A 20,531-nucleotide genomic window follows, 5' to 3' on the forward strand; every position below is an offset into this window, starting at 1 on the left:
CGGTCAGGTCAGGCCGCGACCGTGCGCGGACGCCGGGCACCGGCTCGCAGGCCGGAGGCGATGGTTCGGCAGGCTTCGCCGTACGGCTGGCCGACTGCGCGGGCCGCGTCGAGCAGGAGCGCGGTCACGTCGGCCTCGGGCAGTTCGCGACCGGCGACGAGCTGGCCGAGTGCGACGGCGGATTGGTAGAGCGCGTTGTTGTGGCCGTGCTCGGGTGAGCGGGTGATCCGTTCGACTTCCCCGGCGATGGCGGCGCGTAGGTAGGTGGCGCGGCGGTCGGTGCCGAGCGTGATGGTGACCGGTTGTTGAGGCGGGAGCGGGGCCGGGGTCAGTAGTACGGCCAGCCAGTCCGGCAGGGGTACGGCATGCGCCGGATTGGTGACGGCGTAGGGTCCGGCGGGTACCAGGCTTCCCGGGCAGACGACGTACCCGCCGGCCGCGCGGGTGTCGATCAGGTGGCCGAGCGTGCCGGTGGTGTTGGCCAGGTGGATGCTCTTCGGGGCGGTGTAGTACAGGTGTGTGCCGCCGCGTCCGGTGCGGACTGTGAAGGTCTCCGGGATGGGTCTGTCGGCGGCGAGCGTGATCAGGGTGTCGGCCCCGGTGTGCAGGTCTGCTGTGTCCTTCGGGGTGTCGAGGTCGATCACGACGAGGTTGGATGGGCCGGTGGCGATGCCGATGTTGTACGGCTCGCGTCCCCACCAGGCCCGGAGCTGGTCGGGATCGGTGGTGGCCTTGGCCGCCCACGAGGTGAAGCCGCGGGGCGGGACCTTGGTGCCAGGTGCGAGCGGAAAGACGTGCCAGCCGCGCGCGGCGGCGGCCAGGGCGTAGGCGAGTGAGTTGGTCATCGGGCGGCTCCGAAGAAGTGGTGCAGGACGTTGTAGAGGCGGCGGCCCCAGCGCAGGCGCAGGCCGGTTCCCTTGCAGCGACGGCACCACTTCTTGAGGTGGCCGCGCGGGGTGAGGGTCTTGCCGCGCCCGTGGCAGCGGGTGCAGCGGGCGAATGGAGCAGCGGTGCAGGCGGCGGCGTAGCCGAGTGCCCACAGCGCCAGTGCGAGGAACGCGAGGAGCGGTAGAAGGGTCGCGATGTTGGTCGCGGGGTCGGTGGTCGCGGTCGCGGCCAGGAAGGTCATGGCAGGGCTCCAGAGCGTGTTTCAGCAGGGTTGGGAGGCATGCCGCTACCCGCGACCTGCGGATATTTCCGCTGATCAAGCGCGGTTTCGCGGGTTGCGGGGTGGGTCGCGCGGGCGCGACCGGTCGCGGGTGGGTCGCGACCCGGCGAACCCCTCTGCCGGGTGGTTCGCCGGGCGCGAGCCGTACCGGCTACCCGGTGATCTCGCGGCGACGGATGGCCACTTGGACGGCGTCGCGCTTAGCTCCCTTGAGCGCCTTGCCGTCCCGCTTGATGTCCACGCTGGGCACTCCGAGCGCGCGGAGTTGAGCTGAGATGGCTTCGGCGGTCAGGTCGCCGTAGTGCTCCGGGATCCGTTCGACCAGCCGAGCGGCCAGGACCGTCCACGGCAGGCCGGACTCCGAACCCTCAAAGACGGTGAGCGCGTCGGCCAGCACGTCACGGATTTCACGTATGGCGGCTTGCCCGGCAGCGTGGCCGGACAGGGTTCCAGCCCGTTCCCGGAGCTTGCGGGCGGCCTGGAGGATGCGTTCGGCGTCCTCGGAGTCGGCGAAGTGGAAGCGAACCGTCGGATTGTCGTCGCTGGCCCCCCGCAGGATGCCCACTCCCTTGTACGAAGCGAGCAGCGTGGAGGAGTCGAACCCCTCGGAGTAGGCACCGGAGCCGAGCACCAGATCCGACACCTGCCAGGAGCCGGTTCGTAGCGCGATGCGGACTTGGTGGTTGTCGCGGAAGCTGGTGAAGGCGGTGGCTGTGTCGCCGGTGCCGACCCCGCCGGGCTTCTGGGTGGCGTCGATCACGATGACCCCGGCGGCCGGGGCTACCTTGACCAGGAACACCAGCAGTCCGGCGATCTCCTTGTTCAGCTCCTTGTCGCCGGTGTCGAAGTACTCCTGGCATTCGTCGATCACCACGATCCGGACCGGCATGCCGTACTTCGGGTCACGGGCGATGGCCCGTGTCAGCTTGCCCTCGGGGCAGACGTCCACCGGCAGTTCGCTGAGCTTCTGATACCGGGTCTGGACGTCGGCCTTGAGGTCGCGGAGCATCTGCACGAATGCCTGGAGCGGGTCGCCGTCGCGGGTCAGGGTGAAGCCGAACCCGCATGAGTGCGCCACCAGGGCGAACTTGCGCCAGTCCGGCGATCCCTTGCCGTCGTACACGTCGAGACGGACATACGGGTCGAGAGCGGCGTACAGGGCCAGGAGGCGGGCGGTGAAGCTCTTGCCTTGCCGGGGTTGAGCTCCGACCAGGATGGAGTTCCACAGCATCAGCAGCGTCACCGTGTTGCCGCGTTCGTCCAGGCCGAGCGGGGCGGGCTGCCAGATGTCGGTCTGCTTGCCGGTCAGCAGTGGCGTGCGTCCTGCTGAGCTGGCCAGCGGGTCGGAGTCGGCTACCCACAGCCAGTGCGACCGGTGGCTTTCCGGGTCTCGCGACACGGTGACCTGAGCGAGCGCTACGTCCAGGCCGGATGCGATCTTCTCGCGGGCGTTGACGGCGTCCTGGAACGTCTTGCCGTACGGCAGGTTGACCAGGACCTTGCTGCCGTTGCCCTCGCGGGCCATCGCGGTGCCGAACTCGATGCGTAGGTTCGGCTTGTCCGGATGCCCGAGCCCGGCGGCGTAATACGCCCGGAGCACGATGTCGCTGTTGAGTCGGCGGTAGCGCTTGGAGACGACGGCGGCCGGGATGAGCGCGTGGCCGTGCGGCTTGCCGTACCAGGCCAGCACTGGAATCAGGAGGGCCACGATGATGGCCTGCCAGAGCGGTTCCAGCTTGAAGACGGCCAGCGGTACGGCTACCGCCAGGGCGATGAGTTCGGCGGCCAGGACCCCGCCACGCCAACGGCGGGTGACCTTGCCTTCTCGGTGGAGCTTGAGCCACAGGTCCGCGTCGTTGCGGGTCGCGGCCTGCTGGGTGAGCGCGTACTGTTCGGCCACCCACCACCACTTGAGCTGCCGACCAGTCAGGCGCCCCAGGCCGGTCAGCGCGTAGGCCAGGACCTTCGCCAGGTACCACGGGGACCGGACCGCGTGGAAGGCCGTGATGTGCGTCCACCTGCCCAGCGCGGTCTTCGTGGTCGTGCCGATGTTGGCGCGGTGCAGACCGGTCGGGATGATTGGACGCCTGGCCTCGGTCACGCGCGCCGGGACCGCTGCGTTGGGCAGGTCCACGGGGACCGGTCCGGCCTCGGCAGGCGGCAGGTCGAGTTCGATCTCATAAGAGGTGTCGCGGCTGGCGGTCCGCCGGTCGGTCGGACCGCCTTCGTCCGGGACGGTCGGACCGCTGTCATCGGGGTAGCGGGCGCGGCGTCGTTCGTCGAGCGGCACCACCTCGGCATCCGGTCGGTCGGACCGCATGTCATCGCTGGCCGGGCGGATTGTCGGGTCGCGGTCGGGTTCGTACGGGTGGTGGGTCATGATGAGTGCACCTCGTGCTCGTTGCTGCGGGTCGCGGGGTGACAGGGCACGGTCACGGTTCTTGGCGGAGTTGGGGCCGTGCCCTGTTCGCTGGTTGTGCGGTCGGTGGCTGTTGAGTTTGAGCGGTCGGACCGCCTAGCGTCCGCGCTCGATCGGGCGGTCATGCGGCCTCAGCCGGAAGCGGTCCGACCGTGGTGTCCGGACCGGTCGGGGCTTCGGCCTTGAGCCGGGCCAGCAGTGCCCCGGCGCGGTCGGTCGAGATGCTCTGACCGGTCTGCTTGATGGCCTCCTTGAGTCGCTCGCGGGTGAGCGGCACGCCCTCGCGGTCGAGTTCGGCGGCGATCTGCCAGCCGACCGGCATCAGGTCGTCCACGTCAGGCGTGGGTGTCGCGGTCCGCCGTGCCTTGGCCGTACGGCGGGGCGGCCTGGGTCGGGCCGGGCGTGTCGGCTTGGCCGCCTCGGTGAGGGGCTTGATGTCCTCGGTGATCTCGGCGGGCGGTTCCCCGGCAGGGTCGGTGCGGAGATCGCGGGCGAGCATGTGCCCGAGCGCGGCGCCCATGCCGAGCACGAGGACGGGCAGGCACGAGACCACGGTCGTGATGAGGACCGGGGCCTTGGTCTGCCCGGCAATCTCCAGCAGGTGATAGGCGACTTGCCCGAGCATCCCGAGCGCGAGCGACCCGATCGCCGACCACTTGGCGAAGGCCCGGGTGCTCGGACTGATCGCGGCGGCGGAGGAGAACCAGGCACCGAGTGCGTACGCGGCGTACGTCTCCACTCCGATCGGGAGTGTGATGGCGGTGTCGATGACGAAGCTGTCAGCGATGCCGGGCAGCGGCGTGACCTTGCCGAACCCGGTCATCCGGCCCAGGCCGACCCAGCCGGACCAGGTGGCCACGGCGGCGGGGAGGGCGAGTAGAAGCAGGGGCCAGCGTGATGGCGTCTTGGTCATGAGTGGCACCCCCAGCAGCGGGAGCAGGCCGGTTTGGCGCACCAGTTGGCCGGGTCGGACGCCCAGATGGCGAGTATCCAGTCGGCCTGGCGGTGGCGGATCATCCGGCGAACCTTGAGCCAGAGGGCCAGGTCGTCGTAGAGCAGGTGGAGTGTGAGCATGTTCGTTCTCCTCTCAGTGGTGAGCGCGGAAGTCTCGGCGGCAGGGCATGCAGCCGGGGATGGGGCGGCCGGTCGGTCCGTGAACCGGGCAGTGCGCCGTCTGGCGGCCCGTCGTGCTGCCGCAGCGGCGGCAGCCGATGACGGAAGCTGAGCGCTGGCCGCAGTCGGCGCAGCGGTAGCGGCCCATCTCAGGCCACCTTCTTGAGCAGGTAGGACAGCCTGTACAGCTCCCAGGCGGTGTATCCGGCCCAGACGCCCTCGGTGGGCTGGAGAGCGAGCCCGTAGTCCAGGCACTCCGGGCGGGCGGGGCAGGTGTGGCAGATGGCTTTGGCGCGGGCTTCGCGTGCCTGCCGTACTGGCTCGGATTCGTCAAAGCCGGGGCCGGTGAACAGGTCTGCGTCGGCCGGCTGGCAGACGGGACCGGCGGCCAGGACCGGGGCGATGCTGGCTGTCACAGCGCCACCCCCAGGGCGCTGAGCGCGTCCAGCAGGCAGAGCCGGGCGCAGGTGGAGCAGACGGGCGGTGAGGGCGGCTCGTAACCGGGCGCGCACTCCTCCGCGCCGTCGCAGATTCCGCAGGTCCACTGGACCCCGTAGGCGTCGGGAGCGGTCCAGGAGACACCGGCGTAGGCGGACCGGTTGGGCATGGTGAGGATTCCCTTCAGACAGGACAGAGCGGCTGACATCTGTTCAGACAGGCGGGAGATCATGAGGTCTGAAGCTCCAGGTAGATGCGGACGGGTGCGTCGGTGGCCTGCGAGCACAGGCCGGATGCGGCGGTGACGGTGAAGACGTCGCGCAGGTGAAGGACAGCGTCGGCGACTTCGGAACTGGTGCCGGTGAGGCGGATTTCCACGGGTGTTCCTTCGAGTAAGGGCGGGGTCCGTGGCGCCTCGTGTGGCGCCACGGTCCGTGAGCGGAATCGCAGGGATCGAGGTCCTTGGTGGTTCGCCTTTTCGGTGGGAGGCGAGGCCCGGATGGAGTTATGGAAGTGGCGTGAGCTCCAGCCCGTCGGCGCGCGGCTATGCCGCCAATCCCTGGTCTTCCGGCTGTGCTCCGTTCGCGCAAGTCTCCCCTTCGCAACGAGCGAAAGGGGGACTTGCGCTTACGTAGAGTAGCTGACCATCACTCAAGGCTGATGTCAAGCCCCCCTTGCGTGTTACTGTTAAGTCCCCGTAGCGATGGAGGGTCAGATGCACCCAGACGTGCTCAAGGTGCTGAGCATCAAGGAGCCGCTCGAACGGGCCAAGGAGGCCGGGCGAGTCCACGACGAGTTCCAGAAAGGCGGGGAAGAGCTGGCCCGAGTCCGGCGCGAGGCGCTGCTAGAGCTCGTGGACGGTGGCATGAACAACACCCAGATCGGCGAGGCGCTCGGGATGACCCGTCAGCGTGTCGGCCAGCTCTTGAAGTCAGGACCAGCGCCTGAGCGCGCGTTCCTCGGCACCGACATGCTCACCGTGGTGATGGTCGGCAAGCTCGAAACCGGACGGCCTGACCCTCAACCGGTCGTGCCGCATGATGACCTGATTGCCTTCGAGCGCATCCGCCAACTGGCGAAGGTGCTCGGTCTCGATGCCACCTCAGAGGTAGAGGCAAGCGGGGGTTTCGTCCGGCTGAACCGCGACAACCTGTTCGTCATGTGCGGTCCGCGCCACTTCCCCAACCTGCGCGAGGTCATCGAGTCGGATGAGTCGATCTCCTTCGACAAAGACGACCAGGGGTGGCACCTCATCGACCACCGGGCGGGCCGCGTGTTCCGCTCGCCGATGGACGCGGGGGAGCCGCGGGACTATGCGTATCTGGCCCGCCTTCGTCGGCCCGATGGAAAGGGGACCTTTCTCTACGGCGCCGGTATCCACGCGGTCGGCGAGGCGGGCATCGCGCACTTCCTGGAGCACAACATCGCGGACATGTACAAGCAGCTCAAGGGCAAGCGCTTCTCAGCCATCATCGAGTGCGACTTCGACCCGGGCACGACCGGCCGGGAGATCGTGGCCACGCGGCTGGCTTCCGATTACTACCTGGTTCCGGGGGCCTGACATGGACGTGTCCTTCGCCACGCTGGCCGGGTCTGTCGATGTGGCCAATGAGGATGCCGTAGCGGCCACCTCGGGCGTCGTGGCGGTCGTTGATGGCGTGAGCACGTCCCGACTGGCCACGGGGTGCATTCACGGCACCCCGTGGTACGCCAACTCGCTGGCCACGCAGATCGTGGCGGCGGCTTCTCGGGAGCCGGGCCGGGACCTGCGTGGCGTGCTGTTTGAGGCGCTTCAGAGTGTGGCTTTAAGCCACGCCGACACCTGCGATCTGACTGCCGACGGCACGCCCTCGGCGACCGTGGCCATCGCGCGGCCGTACGGTGAACAGCTCGACTACCTAGTGCTCTCGGACGCCACAATCGCCATCGAGACCGGGGCCGGCGTCGAGGTCATCTCAGACAAGCGCGTCGATGCCCTCGTGGGGGACTTGTCCCTTGCCGCCAAGCTCGCGACGCCGGGGAGTGAGGATCAGAAGGAGCGCATGGAGGAGCTCATCACCACGCAGCGCAGGCTTCGGAACGTCGAGGGCGGCTACTGGCTGGCCGGGGCCGTGCCGGAGGCTGCACAGCACGCGGTGGCCGGGTCGCTTCCCCTTGGGGAGGTGCGGACCGTCGCGGTCATGTCGGACGGGGCCTCATGCCTGGTCGACGTCTACCAGTCGATGGAGTGGGGGAGGGCTCTGGCGATGCTCGCGGCCGACGGCCCGGAGGCATGGCTTCGCCGGGTGCGTGAGATCGAGCTGGCGGACGCGAGCAAGCAGCAATGGCCTCGGTACAAGGTGAGCGACGACGCCACAATCGCGCTGTGCTGGGGATTCAGCACAGCGAGCGAATGAGGGTTGCCCACGCGGCCTCGGTGTCCCTGGCCAGGCCGCGGCAGGCTTCCGAAACGACCGTCGTCTTCCCTTCGTAGTCCAGACGGCGGATGAGCATCTGGCCGCCCTCGCTGCATAGCTCGTACTCGATTGCGCCGTGGCGATAGATGTCGCGGACCCTGAGCCGGATTCCGTGCGGGGTGTATGCGGTCCAGCCAAGGTCATTCGTGCTGGTGGCCATGAGGTGACCATACGTTGGCCTTGTCTACCTCGTCTACCACGTCGCCCATATGAGCAGCGTGGGCGACGTGGTTAACGTCCGCAAGGTGACTGTTGATCGCTTTGACCCGACGCCTATCTACCGGCAGCTTGCTGAGTTGGTCATTGCTGATATCCGCGCGGGCAAGCTCCAGGTGCGGGACCAGATCCCGTCCGAGTCGCAGATGGTCCAGGAGCACGGCGTGGCGCGTGACACGGCCCGCCAGGCCGTGGAGTACTTGCGTGGCCAGGGTTGGGTGTTCACGCTGCCGCAGCGCGGGACGTTCGTCTCCCCTCGCGAGCAGTGGCCGACATCATCGGACAGCTGATTGCTGTTCACGCGGCTTCTCTGTGCCCCGGTGCTTCATCTTGGTGGCGGGGGCACGGACTCCTGAAGACGCTGCCGGGAGGGGTGTCTCGGCGATCACGATGGGATGCCTTGCACAGGCTGAAACCCATTTGAAACCCATTGGTGGAAGAGGATTCTCTCCACAACCTCAAGGGCGAGCCGCCTACGGCAGCCCGCCTCGCGCGCCAGTCGGCCAGCCGACCGGGCATGCGGCTCTTCGGCCGGTCCCGGCCGGCACCGCCCGCGCGCGGTCAATCAACGGACGAAACCCAGGCGAGCGCAGACTCGATGAGTGCACGGCGTAGCCAGGACTCATTGGCTGTTGTTGATCTCAAAGCTGCTCAGGTAGTCGGCATAGAGCCTCTTGATCGATAAACTCTGGTCTAGCCGACCCGCGATCTGTTGAAACTCCACGATTGAGTCCGTAACGACAAATACATGGGTGAGAGGCACGGCAAATCTGCTCCGGTTCGCGGCTGTGCGGATAAACCCGGGCCAGGTAGAGGTATCGAACAAGACACCATATGCTGAATCCTCAGGTAGCGCCCACCCGCTCGGGTCAATCCTGTCGACACGGGCGCCCTTCGCGCCAGCCATGAGCCAGAGTAGCGGCGCTATTGCTGCGAACCGACGGCCTAATGAAACCAGGGCCGGATCTTCATAGGTAAGGTCGAAGAATTCCACATTCTCAGGAAATCCTTCGCTCATCGGAAAGGGGTCGCTGAACTTGTAGCTCCCCTCGATTTGGTCTCCTTCTGAGGTCATACCAGTGATGGCTGCCCGAATGCGGGGGATTGTCACGAGAGCGCAGATCCCTAAAGCTTCCCACTCGGCGTCACCTGGATTCAAACCTTCGGTGCGCAGTTGTACGGCTTCGGCTGCGGACACCTCGTTATTGGTCACAATAATGCATCGGCGTTGGCCGCCATCCTGCCGATTAAGCCGTGCGACCGCATGCAAGGTAGTTCCGGATCCGCCAAAAAAGTCAAGAATCAAAGCATCTGGCTTTGACCTCACGAAGAAGCGGAGCGCGTCCTCTACGGCATAGAGGCTCTTTGGGTAAGGAAAACGATGGCCAGGGATTAGCTTTTTCAGCAGGAGCGTTCCATAATTTTCGGCGTTATGAGAATCCATGTTCCACACCGTCTTTGGCATGACGGCCTTATCTTCTACTCTTTCTGCTTGAACGGAGCCGTCTTCATCGTAGCCGAGTGTGCGTATCTGCCCCTCTTCGATATTAGCCACTGTGCCGGCGGGAAGGTATTGCACAGAGATAGTTTGTTTCTGTGGATTCCAGTTCCGCAAGCGAGCGAAGCCTTTATCCCATAAACGCCTCAAGCTCTCCGGGCGAACCCCCCAAACCATTTCCTCGCCGCTCGGCTTCAGTGGCCAGACTGCAATGGTTCCGACTGGAACAACTACAGAGTGTCGGTCATCGCGCACCCCTAGAGAGTCACCAATCGAATAGAGAGACCCATCGCTTTTACGAACGAAAATTGGGTAGAACTGGTTAGGCCGTGATGCCCTCGTGCTAGATGGTTCACGACGTCGAAGGGGTAGCCATTCTACGGCACTTGACTTTTTCCCTCTGAGGGTGCCCCCTTCTAGCATACTCTTGTCCCATGGAGTCACCGACTCATCGCCGATCAGGACTGTGATGATGTACTCGTCTACGCGGGAAAACTCACGGGCTCGGATAACCCCCTTTGAACTCATAACGGAGGTAACCACTTGAATCTTGCTAGAAGGGAATAATTGTTCAAGAAGAAGAGTGAGGCGATGAACCTCCTTTTCGTCTATAGTCACAATGAGCACCGACCGGACTGGATTAAGCAAGCGCTTAGCCAGTTGGAGACGCTTCTCCATGAAGCTTAGCCACTTGGAGTGCCGGTATGGGTCGGCTTCGTCGACGTAGTTGTTGTTGTACTTCCAATCGCGAGCGCCGGTGTTGTATGGCGGGTCGATATAAATCGCATCTACTAAACCTTCGTAGGGAAAGAGTAGTGCCTGCAGGGCATGATAGTTCTCCCCGTTTATAACCGAGTGAAAAGGTTTTCCTCCGGGATCCCCCTCTACGCCACCTCCGCGAATTATCACATCTGTAGATTTCAGCCCGGGATAAATCGGGTCGCCAAACTCGCGCGTCACTACAAGCCGGTCAAGTTGCTCGTTTCGGGTGTTGCCATCGTTGTCGCGCAGCCTCGCCTTGCCCTCCTCCCGGCCAATCGAGATGACCGTCCAGATTCCTGTGCCGTCGACAGCAGTACGGTCTTTTGCATCCCCAGCCAACGCCTGGACCTTGTCGCCGATCCGGACCGGGAAAACCGGAAGGACGATAGTTTCGGGTTGGTGTCGGTCGAAGACCAATCCGAAGCGCCGTGTCTTATTGATCTTTTCGTATTCCGCACGCAGGGCGTCACGTAGTTGTGGGTCTTTAATTGTGGCAATTAGATTATCGATGTGCGCCATAGCTGCCTCAGTAACTAATTCCAAACTGACGAAATAGATCAGCGGCGTCGCCGCCCTGATATGTCTCTATTGCCGCACGCACCTGTGCGTCGAGGTGATTTAGCATCCAGTAGGTACCTTCGAGCTTGGCAATGGATTGAATACGGTGGAATCGCGAGGCATGTTTGGTGGCATATACAGTTAGGCCCTTGAGTTTGGGCACCGAATCCGCCAGATGTGTGCCGTGTGGATCGATAAGGCCTGCGACCAATTTGTGCCCGATGCGACTGATGAAGATGAAGTCTGGTGCTAGCCCGGATATGCCCATTGCCGTTACATATGGGATCTGCAAGGAGTGGCGGCCACTGGGCGGGTTGCGGTACCAAGCGATCGCCCCAGCTTCAAGTTCGGTGCCGAGTACGTGTTCCTCCCAATCTCTAAGTTTGATCTGGTAATTACCGTTTGCATCCGAGAGTACGTGGCGCTCCCATACCGTTCCTTCGGCTTCTTCGGTCCGCCGAGTAGGTAGGCGGATGGCGGTCAACAATGGCTGGTCGGACTCTTCTTTTATACGGTCGAAGCGATCTTTCTCTCCATCAGGAAGCCGAGTAATGGCCGAGCCGTGGGTAGTAAACCATTCCTCGACTATTCGGGACGCGTGTAGCTCTATCTGCTCGGGAAGTTTCGGATCACTGGCTAGTGCGATGGTTGTAATCATCGCTTCGGCCACGTCCTCATCCGTTTGAGCCAAGCGATCCACGTAGTCGTTTGCCAGACCCTCCGGGAGAGCAGCGCGCGCCCGATCCATGAGAATGCCGATGCCGCGGGCGTCGAGATGAAGAACCGTATCCGTCTCACTCCGACCTTCGCCTAGATTTGCCAAGCTCACGGCGCGTTCGAACAACCGCGCGCTGGCGGCTCGCTCTCGCAGAATCGTGAGTTCTCCTGTTGTCTCCAGGTCGATTCGGTGGGCATCGATGACTGCCACGAGCGCGTTGCGAGCGCGCCTCAGGGCATACGGCTCAATGGATTTGCCGTCATACTCTACTGCCAGTAGGAATGCCAACTTGAACAGCCGATGGATCGCTGAACGCGAACGCGTTCGACGTGGAATGGTGTAAGAGGGAAGGGCTTCGATGATATCGAAAACGCTCTTGTCCCCTGTAGCGATCAACGCCTGGTCTGGTGCGGCAACAGCGAACAGCCCTTCCTGCGCCAGCCCTCTAGCTCCCGGCAGCGTTGTATCAGATCGAGCTTCGGCTCTCCGATCATTTTTCATCGTAGGTGCGGCAGGCCTGGATGGACTTATGTTCTCGTGTTCCTGCCAAAAACTAACATCGGTCGCAGTCCCGTCCTCAACCGCGGTAGTGATAGCGGCAGCGGCCTGCGTGTCGCAGTTCAACGTTGGGTTACGTGTCAACTCAATCGGCTTGGTGACTACCTTGGTTCCGGATGCAAGCGTTTCTTCATCGCCAGCCTTGAAACGGTCCGCGATAGCATCAACCGCGGCTTGGTCGAACTTTGGCAATATGCAGTGAACAGCGTTCAGATCCTCGTCCGTGGAGATGCGCCGAGCTAAGGGAGTACGCACCATACGACCCATGACCTGGGTGATCAAATCAATGTCCTTGGCGACGCGTAGCGAGAGCAGAACCTCAGCTCGAGGGCAATCCCAGCCGGTAGTTATAGCGGTCTTGCATAGGACGACGCGGATATCTTTTCGGTCCTGGATGTCCTCCGGTGGACACCAAGCGATTTGATACGCTCCTGCCTCCACCTGCGTATGATCAGCGAACGTATGCACGATGTTGTTGGCGGTGATCTCGTGCCATTCTTCGAGGATGGTACTGACTAAATCGCCGAGCTCTTTACCACTCGGCTTGTCGGCAACCTGAACCACCAGAGCGGGATGTACCGGTAGTTCGGATGTCGACGTGGTGTACTCGAACCACTTGCGGTCGTACTCACGCACCCTCTTTACCGCGTGCCGCACTAAGGTGGATTCGGCCGCATCGACTCCACGCGTATGGCCCAGGACGATCTGATCCTTTAGAAGACCCGAGGCTCGAACATCTTCGATCCGCACCGAATGGGCCTTAGTGGTGCGTCCGAGCTCGGACATGGCTGACAGGAACCGCCTTGGGGTTGCAGAAATCCCCCAAACTACCGGCACTGGAGGGCGGCCAGTGCCCCCACCCCCGATGATCTGGGTGACGATGGTATCTCTGGTCTTACGCGCTGTCGCCATACCACGATGCGCCTCGTCAACTACTATTACGAATCCGTATGGCCGTTTTATTACTGTGTTGCTGATGGTCTCCCAGAGGGAGTAGGTTCGTCCATCGACCTGTGACCTAGATAAGGTAGCTGAAGCACTGAGCTTCTGAATGTTTAGGAAGTAGACCCGACCTGAGGAAAAGACCTCTTCATCGAAATCGTGCTCGATTGTGATCAGTCGGTTCAGGGCCAACGCCGAAGAGGCGGCCATCATCTTGTGCAGGGTCTGCCGATTTAGCGAGGGATCGTCAGTAACCCAAAGAAAAGTCGCGTCCTCGATGCCCGGAGTAGTCTCATCGCCATCGAGGGCCGCTTCGATCACTGAAGTCGCGATGACCGTTTTGCCGGACCCCGTCGGCGCGGCCAGCACCACGGCTGTAAGCTCATCAGCATCGTCCACGTGGTCACGAGCAGCCTTAATGAGGTGCTTGGATACGGCGGCCGCTGCGGACTCCTGGTAGTCGAATAGCTCATATTGCAATGCAGGTTCCTCCGCGCCCGTCTCCGCCCACGCCAAGAAGACCTCGTGGATCGGAGTTCGATTCACGAGGTCCGACACCTCGCTTGGTGATCGGTGGATCGCGATAATGACACAGGACCCGCAAGTCCGATAGACCTGCTTATGGGATAAAATGGCTTATCAGGCACGACCAAAATCGTCCGATTGGGCCAAGTGTCGCCTTCCCATGAGGACAAGCCTTGCGTAGAACGCCGCTGCAACGTCGAACTCGCTAGCATTATTGGTCATATCAACTTGATTACGAGCTGCAGGGGCGACCCAGGTGAGCGGGTTGAGGCCATGACGATCGCCGACTTCGGTACCCACCGCATGGGCCGGGGCGATCGCCGCCAACGCCCTCCTTCGTCGGGCCTTGGCACAGGGCTCCATTGCTGGCCACCGACTCGACCTGCTTCAAGATCAGGGCACATCCAGGGCACACCGCAGCGAGAAGCAACCGTGAACAACCACAACCATCAGCAGCCATAATCCCAGGTCAACGGCGCAATAACCATGACCCCCAAGGTCACGATCACGCCCCACGCAGTTCACGAACTACTGCTGAAGCTGATCGAGGCACACGGGACAGTCGTGGCGAGACCCGTGGGGATGATCTCGCTGCTCGCGGCTGGGCAGTGTGACATTCGCGCAGATCGCACTACATAGACCAGCTGAAGCCCCCACGCTCTCCTAACGGGGTGCGGTACGTGTCCCCAGTGTCCCTGGCGTCCCCGTATTAGGATTGACCTGCGGAAACAGGCGCTCATTTGAGGGACACTGCCGGGGACAGGCTGTCCCTGGTGTCCCCGGCAGTCGCGTGAAGGGGATCGCATGGGTTGAAACACGGGGGATCAGCGTCTCCCCGCGAGGAGAGCGCGACAGACACGCCGGCGCACGCCGTCGAAGCGAGAGCAGAACGGGCGCGGTCGCGCCCGGGGTTCCTCCTTCATTCGACCTTCGCGGTGCTCCTGGCGGCCCTCGTGGCGGTGCGTGGGGCGCCTACGCGGTGCTTCACCGACGGCGTCGATCTCGACGTAGGTGGAGACGCCTGCGGAGGGGATGGGGGTGCAGCGACGATTCGGGTCACAGCCACTGTCGGCTGCGGCATGGGGCTGGAGGATGGTGAAGGGGATGCCGTCCTCACGTGCCCAGTGAGAGCCCCCGATTTGGGAGGGCCGGGAGCGAACGCCAGGACTGCGAGAGCGATCGAGATGCCCAGACCTGTTGTGAGGCCGGTCGCGGCGTAGCGGCGGTTCCATCAAGGCGGCGGTACGGGACGAGTTCGGCTGTAGGCGGCGGGAGGGAGGTCGCTGATGTCGGTCAAGGGTCCCCTTCTCATCGCGCTTCACGCTCGATGGCGAGCAGGTGCCGGGCGCGCATGCTTGCGTTCGGGGAGGTGACGACGGAAGAAGCTACAAGGTTCTGTTGAAGGTCGCAGGTGGAGACTTTGCCAAGTGGTTCAGCCTGGGTGCCCAACTGGGTGCCAACGGCGGCAGTTGATCACGGACGCGGGCGGACGCCGGTGGACGGTTGGTTGCAGGTCACGGAACACGTCGCCATGATCGGAACACTTGTTTGAATCGCTCGTAATGAAGGGGTCTCGGGTTCGAATCCCGAAGGCGGCTCCAGGTCAGAAGCCCCCTGAGGAGCATCAGGGGGCTTCTGTGTGTCTAAGACACCGTCCCCTTTGGGGATTTGGCGGTAGTAGATGAGGGCTGCGGCCAGGGTGGCGAAGGATCCGAAGTGATCAGCCCGGCGTGCCTAGCGGCGGCGCTGCCGCACACCCGCCGGAGCGGGCGTGCGGTCGCAGGGGCGTTCCCGGTCAGTAGCGCTCCTCGGGCGGGTCGACGGTGCCGTCGGTTTCGAGGTGCTCCTTGCGCACCTCGCCCGAGACGGTTTCCTGCTCGGTGACTTCCTCCTTGACCAGGCGCACCCGCTCCACCGGGACGGCTTCGGTGTCGACGATGGGGCGTTCGGCGTGGAGGGTCACCTCGTGTTCGGCCTCGGAGATGTCCACGTCGGCCATGGCCCGGGCGCGCTCGGCTTCGGTGATGGGCTCGCGCTCGATGTGGACCTCTTCGTGGGTGACGGGTACCGTCACCTGCTGCTGCTCGGTGACGACGTACTTGCGCAGCCGTACCCGGCCGGCTTCGTAGCTTTCGGTGCCCACGCGCAGGCGCTCCTCCGACAGCGTCAGTGAGGCGTCGTCGGTCAGGTCGCGCGATACGTCATCGCCCACCTGGCTCTGGGTGGGGATCGAGGCCGCGTTCGTGGAGGTGGCCGGGGTGAGCATCGTGGCGCCTGGCTGGGTGCCCTGGCCGGGGACGGTGGGGCCGGTGCCCGCCGGGCCCGCCGTGCCCGAGGTGAGGCCGGTGCCCTGGGTGAGGCCGTAGTAGCGGTACAGCTCGTGCTCTTCGGTCTGGGACAGGTGCTGGCCGCCTTCGGCGTCGACCCGCGGTGCGTCCTTGATGTGAGACTTGTCGAAGTCCACCTGCACCCTGTCGTCCATCCGGGTGGCGGAGCGGAGCGGCACGAAGGACTCGTGCATGCCGAACCAGCCGGTCTTGACGGTCATCCACTCGGGCTGGCCGGAGTCGTCGTCGAGGTAGATGTTCTTCACCTCGCCGACCTTGTCCCCGTTGGTGTCGTAGACCGTCATACCGATCAGGTTGTCGATCTGCGTCTGGGTAATCATGCTTATCCCCCCTTGGTCACTCAGCCAGATGCCCGAGGGGAGGGCCGGTATCTGCGAGATGCCCTATGCGGGGGCAAACCTGAATGTCGGGCTATAAGCCGTGTCAAACCATGGTGTGTGGCGCAGATGGTGACGAAGGGGGCTTTTCTGGCATTGGGTGTTGGGTTGTCGGGGGTGAGGGGCGGGCTCCGGTGTTGGGGTGGGGGATGGGTGCGTTTCAGGGGCGGTCGAGCGTGGTGGGGTTGTTGTTACCTGTGATCTACGGAGGTGGTGAATGTGGGGTGCATGCGCTGTGCCTCATGTGGGCTTGGACGCCGTCTCATCGGGGATTCGGCAGGAGTGGATCAGGCCCAAGCCTCACCCCAACTCCCGCCGATAAGCCTCAAGAACCAGCCCGTGGAAGTGATGAACCGCGTGCTCCGACAATCCCGACCCCTCCGGATCGAAAACGATCTTCCCCTGCGTGAACGCCGGTGTCCGCATCCCCCGCTGCACGCTCTCCACCAGCGCGATGTCCTCCACCTGCAGCACCTCATCGATGTACCTAATGCTGTCCACCTCCGCCTCGTTCGGCTCGGCGGTCTCCAGGTAGAAGTCCCAGATCTCGCGCGTGCGCTGCGGCCCGTCGGGGATGATCTGCAGCACCATGAAGTTCCCCCGCCCGGGGTAGCGCAGCAGGCAGGTGTTGGGCCACAGCCACCAGACCGCGTGCTCGGTGACCGTGGCGCCCGAGACGTCGTAGGCGGAGTTCTCGGCCTTGCCCGCCTGGGCCATGTGGCTGGAGTAGATCCCGTAGGTGGTGACCTTGTAGGTGTTCATGTCGACCAGGGAGACGAAGTCCTTGTGCGCGACGTGGCAGTGGTAGCACTCCAGGAAGTTGTCGACGACGTTCTTCCAGTTGGACTCGATGGTGTAGGTGAGCCGCTTGGCGAGGGTCAGGTCGGCGATGTCGGGCGCCCTGGACTCGATCTCCGCCTGGAGGTCTCCGCTCTGCTGGGCGAGGGGAGCGGCGGACGGGTCGAGGTTGACATAGACCATGCCGGCGAACTCGGTGACCTGTACCTGGTCGAGGCAGACGGTGGCGGGGTCGAAGGCGGGCATGCCGTCGGTGTTGCGTGCTCGTCGTAACCGGCCGGTCAGGTCGAAGTTCCAGGCGTGGTACGGGCACACGATGCTGCGCCGTACGCCTGATCCGGTGAGCAGTTCGTGGGCGCGGTGTTTGCACACGTTGTAGAAGGCTCGCAGGGCGCCGGACTCGTCGCGGACGGCGACGACCGGCATGCCGGCGACGGTGGCGGTCACGTAGCTGCCGGGCTGCCGCAGTTTCTCGACGTGGCACAGCCACTGCCACGTGCGGGCGAAGATGGCGCGGACGTCGATGTCGAACCAGGCGGGATCGGTGTAGGCGTCGGCGTGCAGGGACATCGAGAGCGCGGGGTCGGGGTGGTATCCGGCGGAGATGTGGTCGATGGCGGGGTTCATCACTCGGCCTCCAGTGATCGCCTTCGGGAAAGGGCGATGTCGTTCAGTGATCGCCTCGGGGAAGGGGGCGATGTCCATCAGCATGCGATCTTCGGTTCCTTGCGACCAGCCCCCGCGGCGTGCTGAAGGGAGGGCTCCCCCAGGGAGCCCTCCCTCGGACGGCGACCCCCGAGAGCCCTCCCTTCAGACGGCGGCCCCGGCTAGCTCGCCGACTCCCACACCCCGAGGACGTTGCCCTCCGGGTCGGTGAAGTAGCCGGCGAAGCCCATGTCGCCGACCTGCATCTTGGGCGAGACGATCGTGCCGCCGAGCTCCTCGACCTTCTTGAGTGCCGCGTCCACGCTGGGCACGTCGATGACGATCACCGGTGACTTGAAGTTCGCCCACTCGCCGGTGCGCTCGAACATGCCGCCGTTGATGGCGCCGGGCTCGGTGGGCATGCCCTGGTCGTCGGCGGGCGCGGTCATGACCATGGTGTAGTTCATGCCGGGCACCGGGCCGAGCTGCCAGCCGAAGGCCTCGGTGTAGAAGGCGCGGGCACGCTCGAGGTTCTCTGCGGGAATCTCGAAATGTACGACTTTTCCGCTCATGCTGTGAGCATATAACTACTGTATGTGATCACTCTGGTGAGGGCGCCTCCCTACTCACTAGTATCCGCGCATGCCAGATCTCCCAGACGTCGTCCTATGGTCGATACCAGCCTTTATCCTGCTAACTCTGCTCGAAGCGGTATCATTCAGGCTGCATCCGGACGACGACGAGCTGGGCTACACCCCCAAGGACACCGCCGCCAGCCTGAGCATGGGCCTGGGCAGCCTGGCATTCGACCTGCTCTGGGGCATCATCCCGGCGCTCGTCTACTCCGCGATCTACACCCTCACCCCGCTCAAGGTCCCCGTCGCCGCGGCCACGCTGCTGCTCGTCCTCATCGGCCAGGACTTCTTCTACTACTGGTCGCACCGCAGCCACCACGTGATCCGCATCCTCTGGGCCTCGCACGTCGTGCACCACTCCAGCCGCCGCTTCAACCTCTCCACCGCCCTGCGCCAGCCCTGGACGGGCGCCACGAGCTGGGTCTTCTACCTCCCGCTGATCGCCGTCGGCGTGCACCCGGCCGCGCTCGCCTTCTGCGGCTCGGTCAACCTCGTCTACCAGTTCTGGATCCACACCGAGCGCATCGACAAGCTCCCGCGCTGGTTCGAGTTCGCCTTCAACACGCCCTCTCATCACCGCGTGCACCACGCCTCGCAGGGCGGCTACCTGGACCGCAACTTCGGCGGCATCCTCATCGTGTGGGACCGCCTGTTCGGCTCGTTCGCCCCCGAGACCGAGCGCCCGGTCTACGGCCTGACCAAGAACATCGACACCCACAACCCGCTGCGCATCGCCTTCCACGAGTACGCTGCCATCGGCCGTGACCTGGTCAGCGCGGCGACGTGGCGCGAGCGAGGGGGCCGCCTGCTACGAGCCCCAGGATGGCAGCCGCCGCAAGACGCGGGGCAGCCAGAACAGGAGTCCATCCGTGTTCCTTAACGCCTTCTGGGCCTGCTCGGCCATCCACCTGGTCTCCCTGATGACCGGCCCGACCTGGCTCGAGTGGGTCACCAAGGCCCTGCTCATGCCGCTCCTCGCCGCCTGGGTGATCAGCCGCCGTGGCCCGCGCCTGGTCGTCGCCGCGCTCGGCTTCTCGTGGCTCGGCGACGTCCTGCTCCAGTTCGACGGGCTGTTCATCGCCGGGATGGGCGGCTTCGCCCTGGCGCACGTCTGCTACGTGACCTACTTCGCCGGTCGTCCCCGCATCGCCGCGGTGGTCGGTTACGCGGTGGCGTGGGCCGTACTCATGGCGTTGCTCTGGCCGTCGCTCGGCGCGCTGCAGATCCCCATCGCGCTCTACTCGCTCCTGCTCACCGCCACCGCCGTCATGTCGACACGGCACAGCCTGACCGCGGCGATCGGCGGCGGCCTGTTCCTGCTCTCCGACACCCTCATCGCGGTCCGCCTGGCCGGGATCGACCTGCCGCTGGGCGGCGTGCTGGTGATGTCGACCTACATCGCCGCCCAGTATCTCCTGGCTTCGGCCACCTCCCGCCGCGCGCACACCCCGGCGTACGGCACGGCGGCCGCGGGCTAGGCGTCCCGATACCGGTCCAGGACCTCGGGAAGCGGCTCGAACCCGCCTGACCTGTACGTGGACACGGCGGCGGTGTTCGAGCTCGGCGTGCAGACCACCGCGCTGGGCGCGCCGAGCTCCCGGATCGCGGCCGCAGCGGCGACGGTGATCGCCTTGCCGTACCCGTGGCCCCGGTGGTCCTCGTGCACGCCCATCGGCTCGATGAGGCCGGGCCTGCCGGGCCCGGCCGACCACACCGTCACCGCCGCGACCGCCTCGCCCTGGCCGTCGAAGGCGACCAGGCACCGGGCGTCGGCGTACGGCAGGCCGCCCGCCATGGCGTGCCAGCGCTCGTCCGTGAACGTCGACGATTCGAAAGCGGACCTTTGTACGGCGGTGCGAAGGTGAGCCTGCTCCGGCCCGATGATCTCGATGCGGACACCCGGATCCTTCGCCGGTTCCGTGAGGTCGCGGCGCAGCGGTGTCCACGGCTCCTCGGTGCCCCAACCCTGCTCGGCCAGCAGTTCCTGGATCAGCGCTGCCATCGGCGCCTCGATGTTGACCTTGCCCGCGGGCAGGACGCCGCGCTCCGGCTCGATCACGTCGGCCACCAGGTGGCGCGCCAGCTCCTCGTCCTGCTGGTAGCCGGGCGCGATCGCCAGGCGTAACAGGGTGGCCCCGTCGAGGAGCCCGGCGGCGAGGATCCGCCCGTCCCTGCTCCACGTCCGGACCGCGGCGGCCGTCGCCTCCGCGCCGAACCGCCAGAACCAGCCCAGGTCGCCCGGATGCAACTGCAGCGGGGCGCCGTTGACCTGCCACTCCCGCAGCGCGGCCACGACCTGGCCCAATCCGTCTGTTCCCGGGGTGCGCAACACGATCGGCATGCGCCCGATCCCACAC

At 64.8% G+C, this 20,531-nt stretch carries 21 protein-coding genes; 5 read left to right on the plus strand and 16 right to left on the minus strand.

What is annotated here, in order from left to right:
* Positions 1–8: 8 nt before the first annotated feature.
* From ACIBH1_RS47195 to ACIBH1_RS47230, 8 genes are all read right to left on the minus strand, one after another.
* Positions 9–845 (minus strand): bifunctional DNA primase/polymerase, encoded by an 837-nt coding sequence (locus ACIBH1_RS47195; RefSeq protein WP_397320675.1) that lies wholly within the window; start codon positions 843–845, stop codon positions 9–11.
* Positions 842–1,129, minus strand: coding sequence for a hypothetical protein (locus tag ACIBH1_RS47200; RefSeq protein ID WP_397320676.1), 288 nt, complete (start codon positions 1,127–1,129; stop codon positions 842–844). Before ACIBH1_RS47200 ends, ACIBH1_RS47195 begins: the two co-directional genes overlap by 4 nt.
* A gap of 190 nt (positions 1,130–1,319) precedes the next feature.
* The gene (locus ACIBH1_RS47205; RefSeq protein ID WP_397320677.1) at positions 1,320–3,548 is read right to left on the minus strand and encodes a hypothetical protein; all 2,229 of its coding nucleotides are present in this window, start codon (positions 3,546–3,548) and stop codon (positions 1,320–1,322) included.
* 160 nt (positions 3,549–3,708) lie between these two features.
* Positions 3,709–4,500 (minus strand): hypothetical protein, encoded by a 792-nt coding sequence (locus ACIBH1_RS47210; protein ID WP_397320678.1) that lies wholly within the window; start codon positions 4,498–4,500, stop codon positions 3,709–3,711.
* Complete coding sequence (locus ACIBH1_RS47215; protein ID WP_397320679.1) at positions 4,497–4,661, minus strand: hypothetical protein; 165 nt, start codon at positions 4,659–4,661, stop codon at positions 4,497–4,499. Before ACIBH1_RS47215 ends, ACIBH1_RS47210 begins: the two co-directional genes overlap by 4 nt.
* Before the next feature lie 188 nt (positions 4,662–4,849).
* Positions 4,850–5,116, minus strand: a complete 267-nt coding sequence (locus ACIBH1_RS47220; RefSeq protein ID WP_397320680.1) for a WhiB family transcriptional regulator — start codon at positions 5,114–5,116, stop codon at positions 4,850–4,852.
* Positions 5,113–5,307: a hypothetical protein gene (locus ACIBH1_RS47225; protein ID WP_397320681.1), complete on the minus strand. Its 195-nt coding sequence runs from the start codon at positions 5,305–5,307 to the stop codon at positions 5,113–5,115. The genes ACIBH1_RS47220 and ACIBH1_RS47225 overlap by 4 nt, the downstream gene beginning before the upstream one ends.
* A 59-nt stretch (positions 5,308–5,366) precedes the next feature.
* Complete coding sequence (locus ACIBH1_RS47230) at positions 5,367–5,516, minus strand: hypothetical protein (RefSeq protein ID WP_397320682.1); 150 nt, start codon at positions 5,514–5,516, stop codon at positions 5,367–5,369.
* Positions 5,517–5,853: 337 nt separating this feature from the next.
* On the opposite strand from ACIBH1_RS47230, the gene ACIBH1_RS47235 reads away from it, so the two are divergent.
* The gene (locus ACIBH1_RS47235; RefSeq protein ID WP_397320683.1) at positions 5,854–6,699 is read left to right on the plus strand and encodes a hypothetical protein; all 846 of its coding nucleotides are present in this window, start codon (positions 5,854–5,856) and stop codon (positions 6,697–6,699) included.
* 1 nt (position 6,700) lies between these two features.
* Positions 6,701–7,534, plus strand: coding sequence for a hypothetical protein (locus ACIBH1_RS47240; protein ID WP_397320684.1), 834 nt, complete (start codon positions 6,701–6,703; stop codon positions 7,532–7,534).
* Here ACIBH1_RS47240 and ACIBH1_RS47245 read toward each other — a convergent pair.
* On the minus strand, positions 7,515–7,754 hold the full coding sequence (locus tag ACIBH1_RS47245; RefSeq protein WP_397320685.1) for a hypothetical protein: 240 nt from the start codon (positions 7,752–7,754) through the stop codon (positions 7,515–7,517). The two genes, ACIBH1_RS47240 and ACIBH1_RS47245, sit on opposite strands and share 20 nt — an antisense overlap.
* Positions 7,755–7,803: 49 nt before the next feature.
* Here ACIBH1_RS47245 and ACIBH1_RS47250 point away from each other — a divergent pair, with 49 nt between their 5' ends.
* Complete coding sequence (locus ACIBH1_RS47250) at positions 7,804–8,100, plus strand: GntR family transcriptional regulator (protein ID WP_397320686.1); 297 nt, start codon at positions 7,804–7,806, stop codon at positions 8,098–8,100.
* A 332-nt stretch (positions 8,101–8,432) separates the two neighbouring features.
* Here the strand turns inward: ACIBH1_RS47250 and ACIBH1_RS47255 are convergent, their stop codons facing one another.
* The 6 genes from ACIBH1_RS47255 to ACIBH1_RS47280 form a co-directional block, all read right to left on the minus strand.
* Entirely contained in the window at positions 8,433–10,589 is a 2,157-nt protein-coding gene (locus tag ACIBH1_RS47255; protein WP_397320687.1) for a site-specific DNA-methyltransferase, read from the minus strand.
* A gap of 7 nt (positions 10,590–10,596) precedes the next feature.
* Positions 10,597–13,392 (minus strand): DEAD/DEAH box helicase, encoded by a 2,796-nt coding sequence (locus tag ACIBH1_RS47260; RefSeq protein ID WP_397320688.1) that lies wholly within the window; start codon positions 13,390–13,392, stop codon positions 10,597–10,599.
* Between the two features lie 93 nt (positions 13,393–13,485).
* The gene (locus tag ACIBH1_RS47265; protein WP_397320689.1) at positions 13,486–13,698 is read right to left on the minus strand and encodes a hypothetical protein; all 213 of its coding nucleotides are present in this window, start codon (positions 13,696–13,698) and stop codon (positions 13,486–13,488) included.
* A gap of 1,468 nt (positions 13,699–15,166) precedes the next feature.
* A complete protein-coding gene (locus ACIBH1_RS47270) occupies positions 15,167–16,039 on the minus strand; it encodes a DUF2382 domain-containing protein (protein ID WP_397320690.1) in 873 nt (290 codons plus the stop codon).
* A gap of 357 nt (positions 16,040–16,396) precedes the next feature.
* On the minus strand, positions 16,397–17,521 hold the full coding sequence (locus ACIBH1_RS47275) for an SRPBCC family protein (protein WP_397320691.1): 1,125 nt from the start codon (positions 17,519–17,521) through the stop codon (positions 16,397–16,399).
* A gap of 200 nt (positions 17,522–17,721) precedes the next feature.
* Positions 17,722–18,111: a VOC family protein gene (locus ACIBH1_RS47280; protein ID WP_397320692.1), complete on the minus strand. Its 390-nt coding sequence runs from the start codon at positions 18,109–18,111 to the stop codon at positions 17,722–17,724.
* A gap of 70 nt (positions 18,112–18,181) precedes the next feature.
* On the opposite strand from ACIBH1_RS47280, the gene ACIBH1_RS47285 reads away from it, so the two are divergent.
* On the plus strand, positions 18,182–19,054 hold the full coding sequence (locus ACIBH1_RS47285) for a sterol desaturase family protein (RefSeq protein ID WP_397320693.1): 873 nt from the start codon (positions 18,182–18,184) through the stop codon (positions 19,052–19,054).
* Positions 19,044–19,652, plus strand: coding sequence for a lysoplasmalogenase (locus ACIBH1_RS47290; protein ID WP_397320694.1), 609 nt, complete (start codon positions 19,044–19,046; stop codon positions 19,650–19,652). The genes ACIBH1_RS47285 and ACIBH1_RS47290 overlap by 11 nt, the downstream gene beginning before the upstream one ends.
* Here the strand turns inward: ACIBH1_RS47290 and ACIBH1_RS47295 are convergent.
* Entirely contained in the window at positions 19,649–20,515 is an 867-nt protein-coding gene (locus ACIBH1_RS47295; protein ID WP_397320695.1) for a GNAT family N-acetyltransferase, read from the minus strand. The genes ACIBH1_RS47290 and ACIBH1_RS47295 overlap by 4 nt on opposite strands.
* Positions 20,516–20,531 lie beyond the last annotated feature (16 nt).

The sequence above is a fragment of the Nonomuraea sp. NPDC050663 genome (assembly GCF_044456985.1).
GTDB lineage: Bacteria > Actinomycetota > Actinomycetes > Streptosporangiales > Streptosporangiaceae > Nonomuraea.

Excerpts from the sequence above, each read along its gene's own strand:
- ACIBH1_RS47195 (WP_397320675.1), bottom strand. The coding sequence starts at position 845 with ATGACCAACTCACTCGCCTACGCCCTGGCCGCCGCCGCGCGCGGCTGG.
- ACIBH1_RS47200 (WP_397320676.1), bottom strand. The coding sequence starts at position 1,129 with ATGACCTTCCTGGCCGCGACCGCGACCACCGACCCCGCGACCAACATC.
- ACIBH1_RS47205 (WP_397320677.1), bottom strand. The coding sequence starts at position 3,548 with ATGACCCACCACCCGTACGAACCCGACCGCGACCCGACAATCCGCCCG.
- ACIBH1_RS47210 (WP_397320678.1), bottom strand. The coding sequence starts at position 4,500 with ATGACCAAGACGCCATCACGCTGGCCCCTGCTTCTACTCGCCCTCCCC.
- ACIBH1_RS47215 (WP_397320679.1), bottom strand. The coding sequence starts at position 4,661 with ATGCTCACACTCCACCTGCTCTACGACGACCTGGCCCTCTGGCTCAAG.
- ACIBH1_RS47225 (WP_397320681.1), bottom strand. The coding sequence starts at position 5,307 with ATGCCCAACCGGTCCGCCTACGCCGGTGTCTCCTGGACCGCTCCCGAC.
- ACIBH1_RS47235 (WP_397320683.1), top strand. The coding sequence starts at position 5,854 with ATGCACCCAGACGTGCTCAAGGTGCTGAGCATCAAGGAGCCGCTCGAA.
- ACIBH1_RS47240 (WP_397320684.1), top strand. The coding sequence starts at position 6,701 with ATGGACGTGTCCTTCGCCACGCTGGCCGGGTCTGTCGATGTGGCCAAT.
- ACIBH1_RS47245 (WP_397320685.1), bottom strand. The coding sequence starts at position 7,754 with ATGGCCACCAGCACGAATGACCTTGGCTGGACCGCATACACCCCGCAC.
- ACIBH1_RS47250 (WP_397320686.1), top strand. The coding sequence starts at position 7,804 with ATGAGCAGCGTGGGCGACGTGGTTAACGTCCGCAAGGTGACTGTTGAT.
- ACIBH1_RS47255 (WP_397320687.1), bottom strand. The coding sequence starts at position 10,589 with ATGGCGCACATCGATAATCTAATTGCCACAATTAAAGACCCACAACTA.
- ACIBH1_RS47270 (WP_397320690.1), bottom strand. The coding sequence starts at position 16,039 with ATGATTACCCAGACGCAGATCGACAACCTGATCGGTATGACGGTCTAC.
- ACIBH1_RS47275 (WP_397320691.1), bottom strand. The coding sequence starts at position 17,521 with ATGAACCCCGCCATCGACCACATCTCCGCCGGATACCACCCCGACCCC.
- ACIBH1_RS47280 (WP_397320692.1), bottom strand. The coding sequence starts at position 18,111 with ATGAGCGGAAAAGTCGTACATTTCGAGATTCCCGCAGAGAACCTCGAG.
- ACIBH1_RS47285 (WP_397320693.1), top strand. The coding sequence starts at position 18,182 with ATGCCAGATCTCCCAGACGTCGTCCTATGGTCGATACCAGCCTTTATC.
- ACIBH1_RS47295 (WP_397320695.1), bottom strand. The coding sequence starts at position 20,515 with ATGCCGATCGTGTTGCGCACCCCGGGAACAGACGGATTGGGCCAGGTC.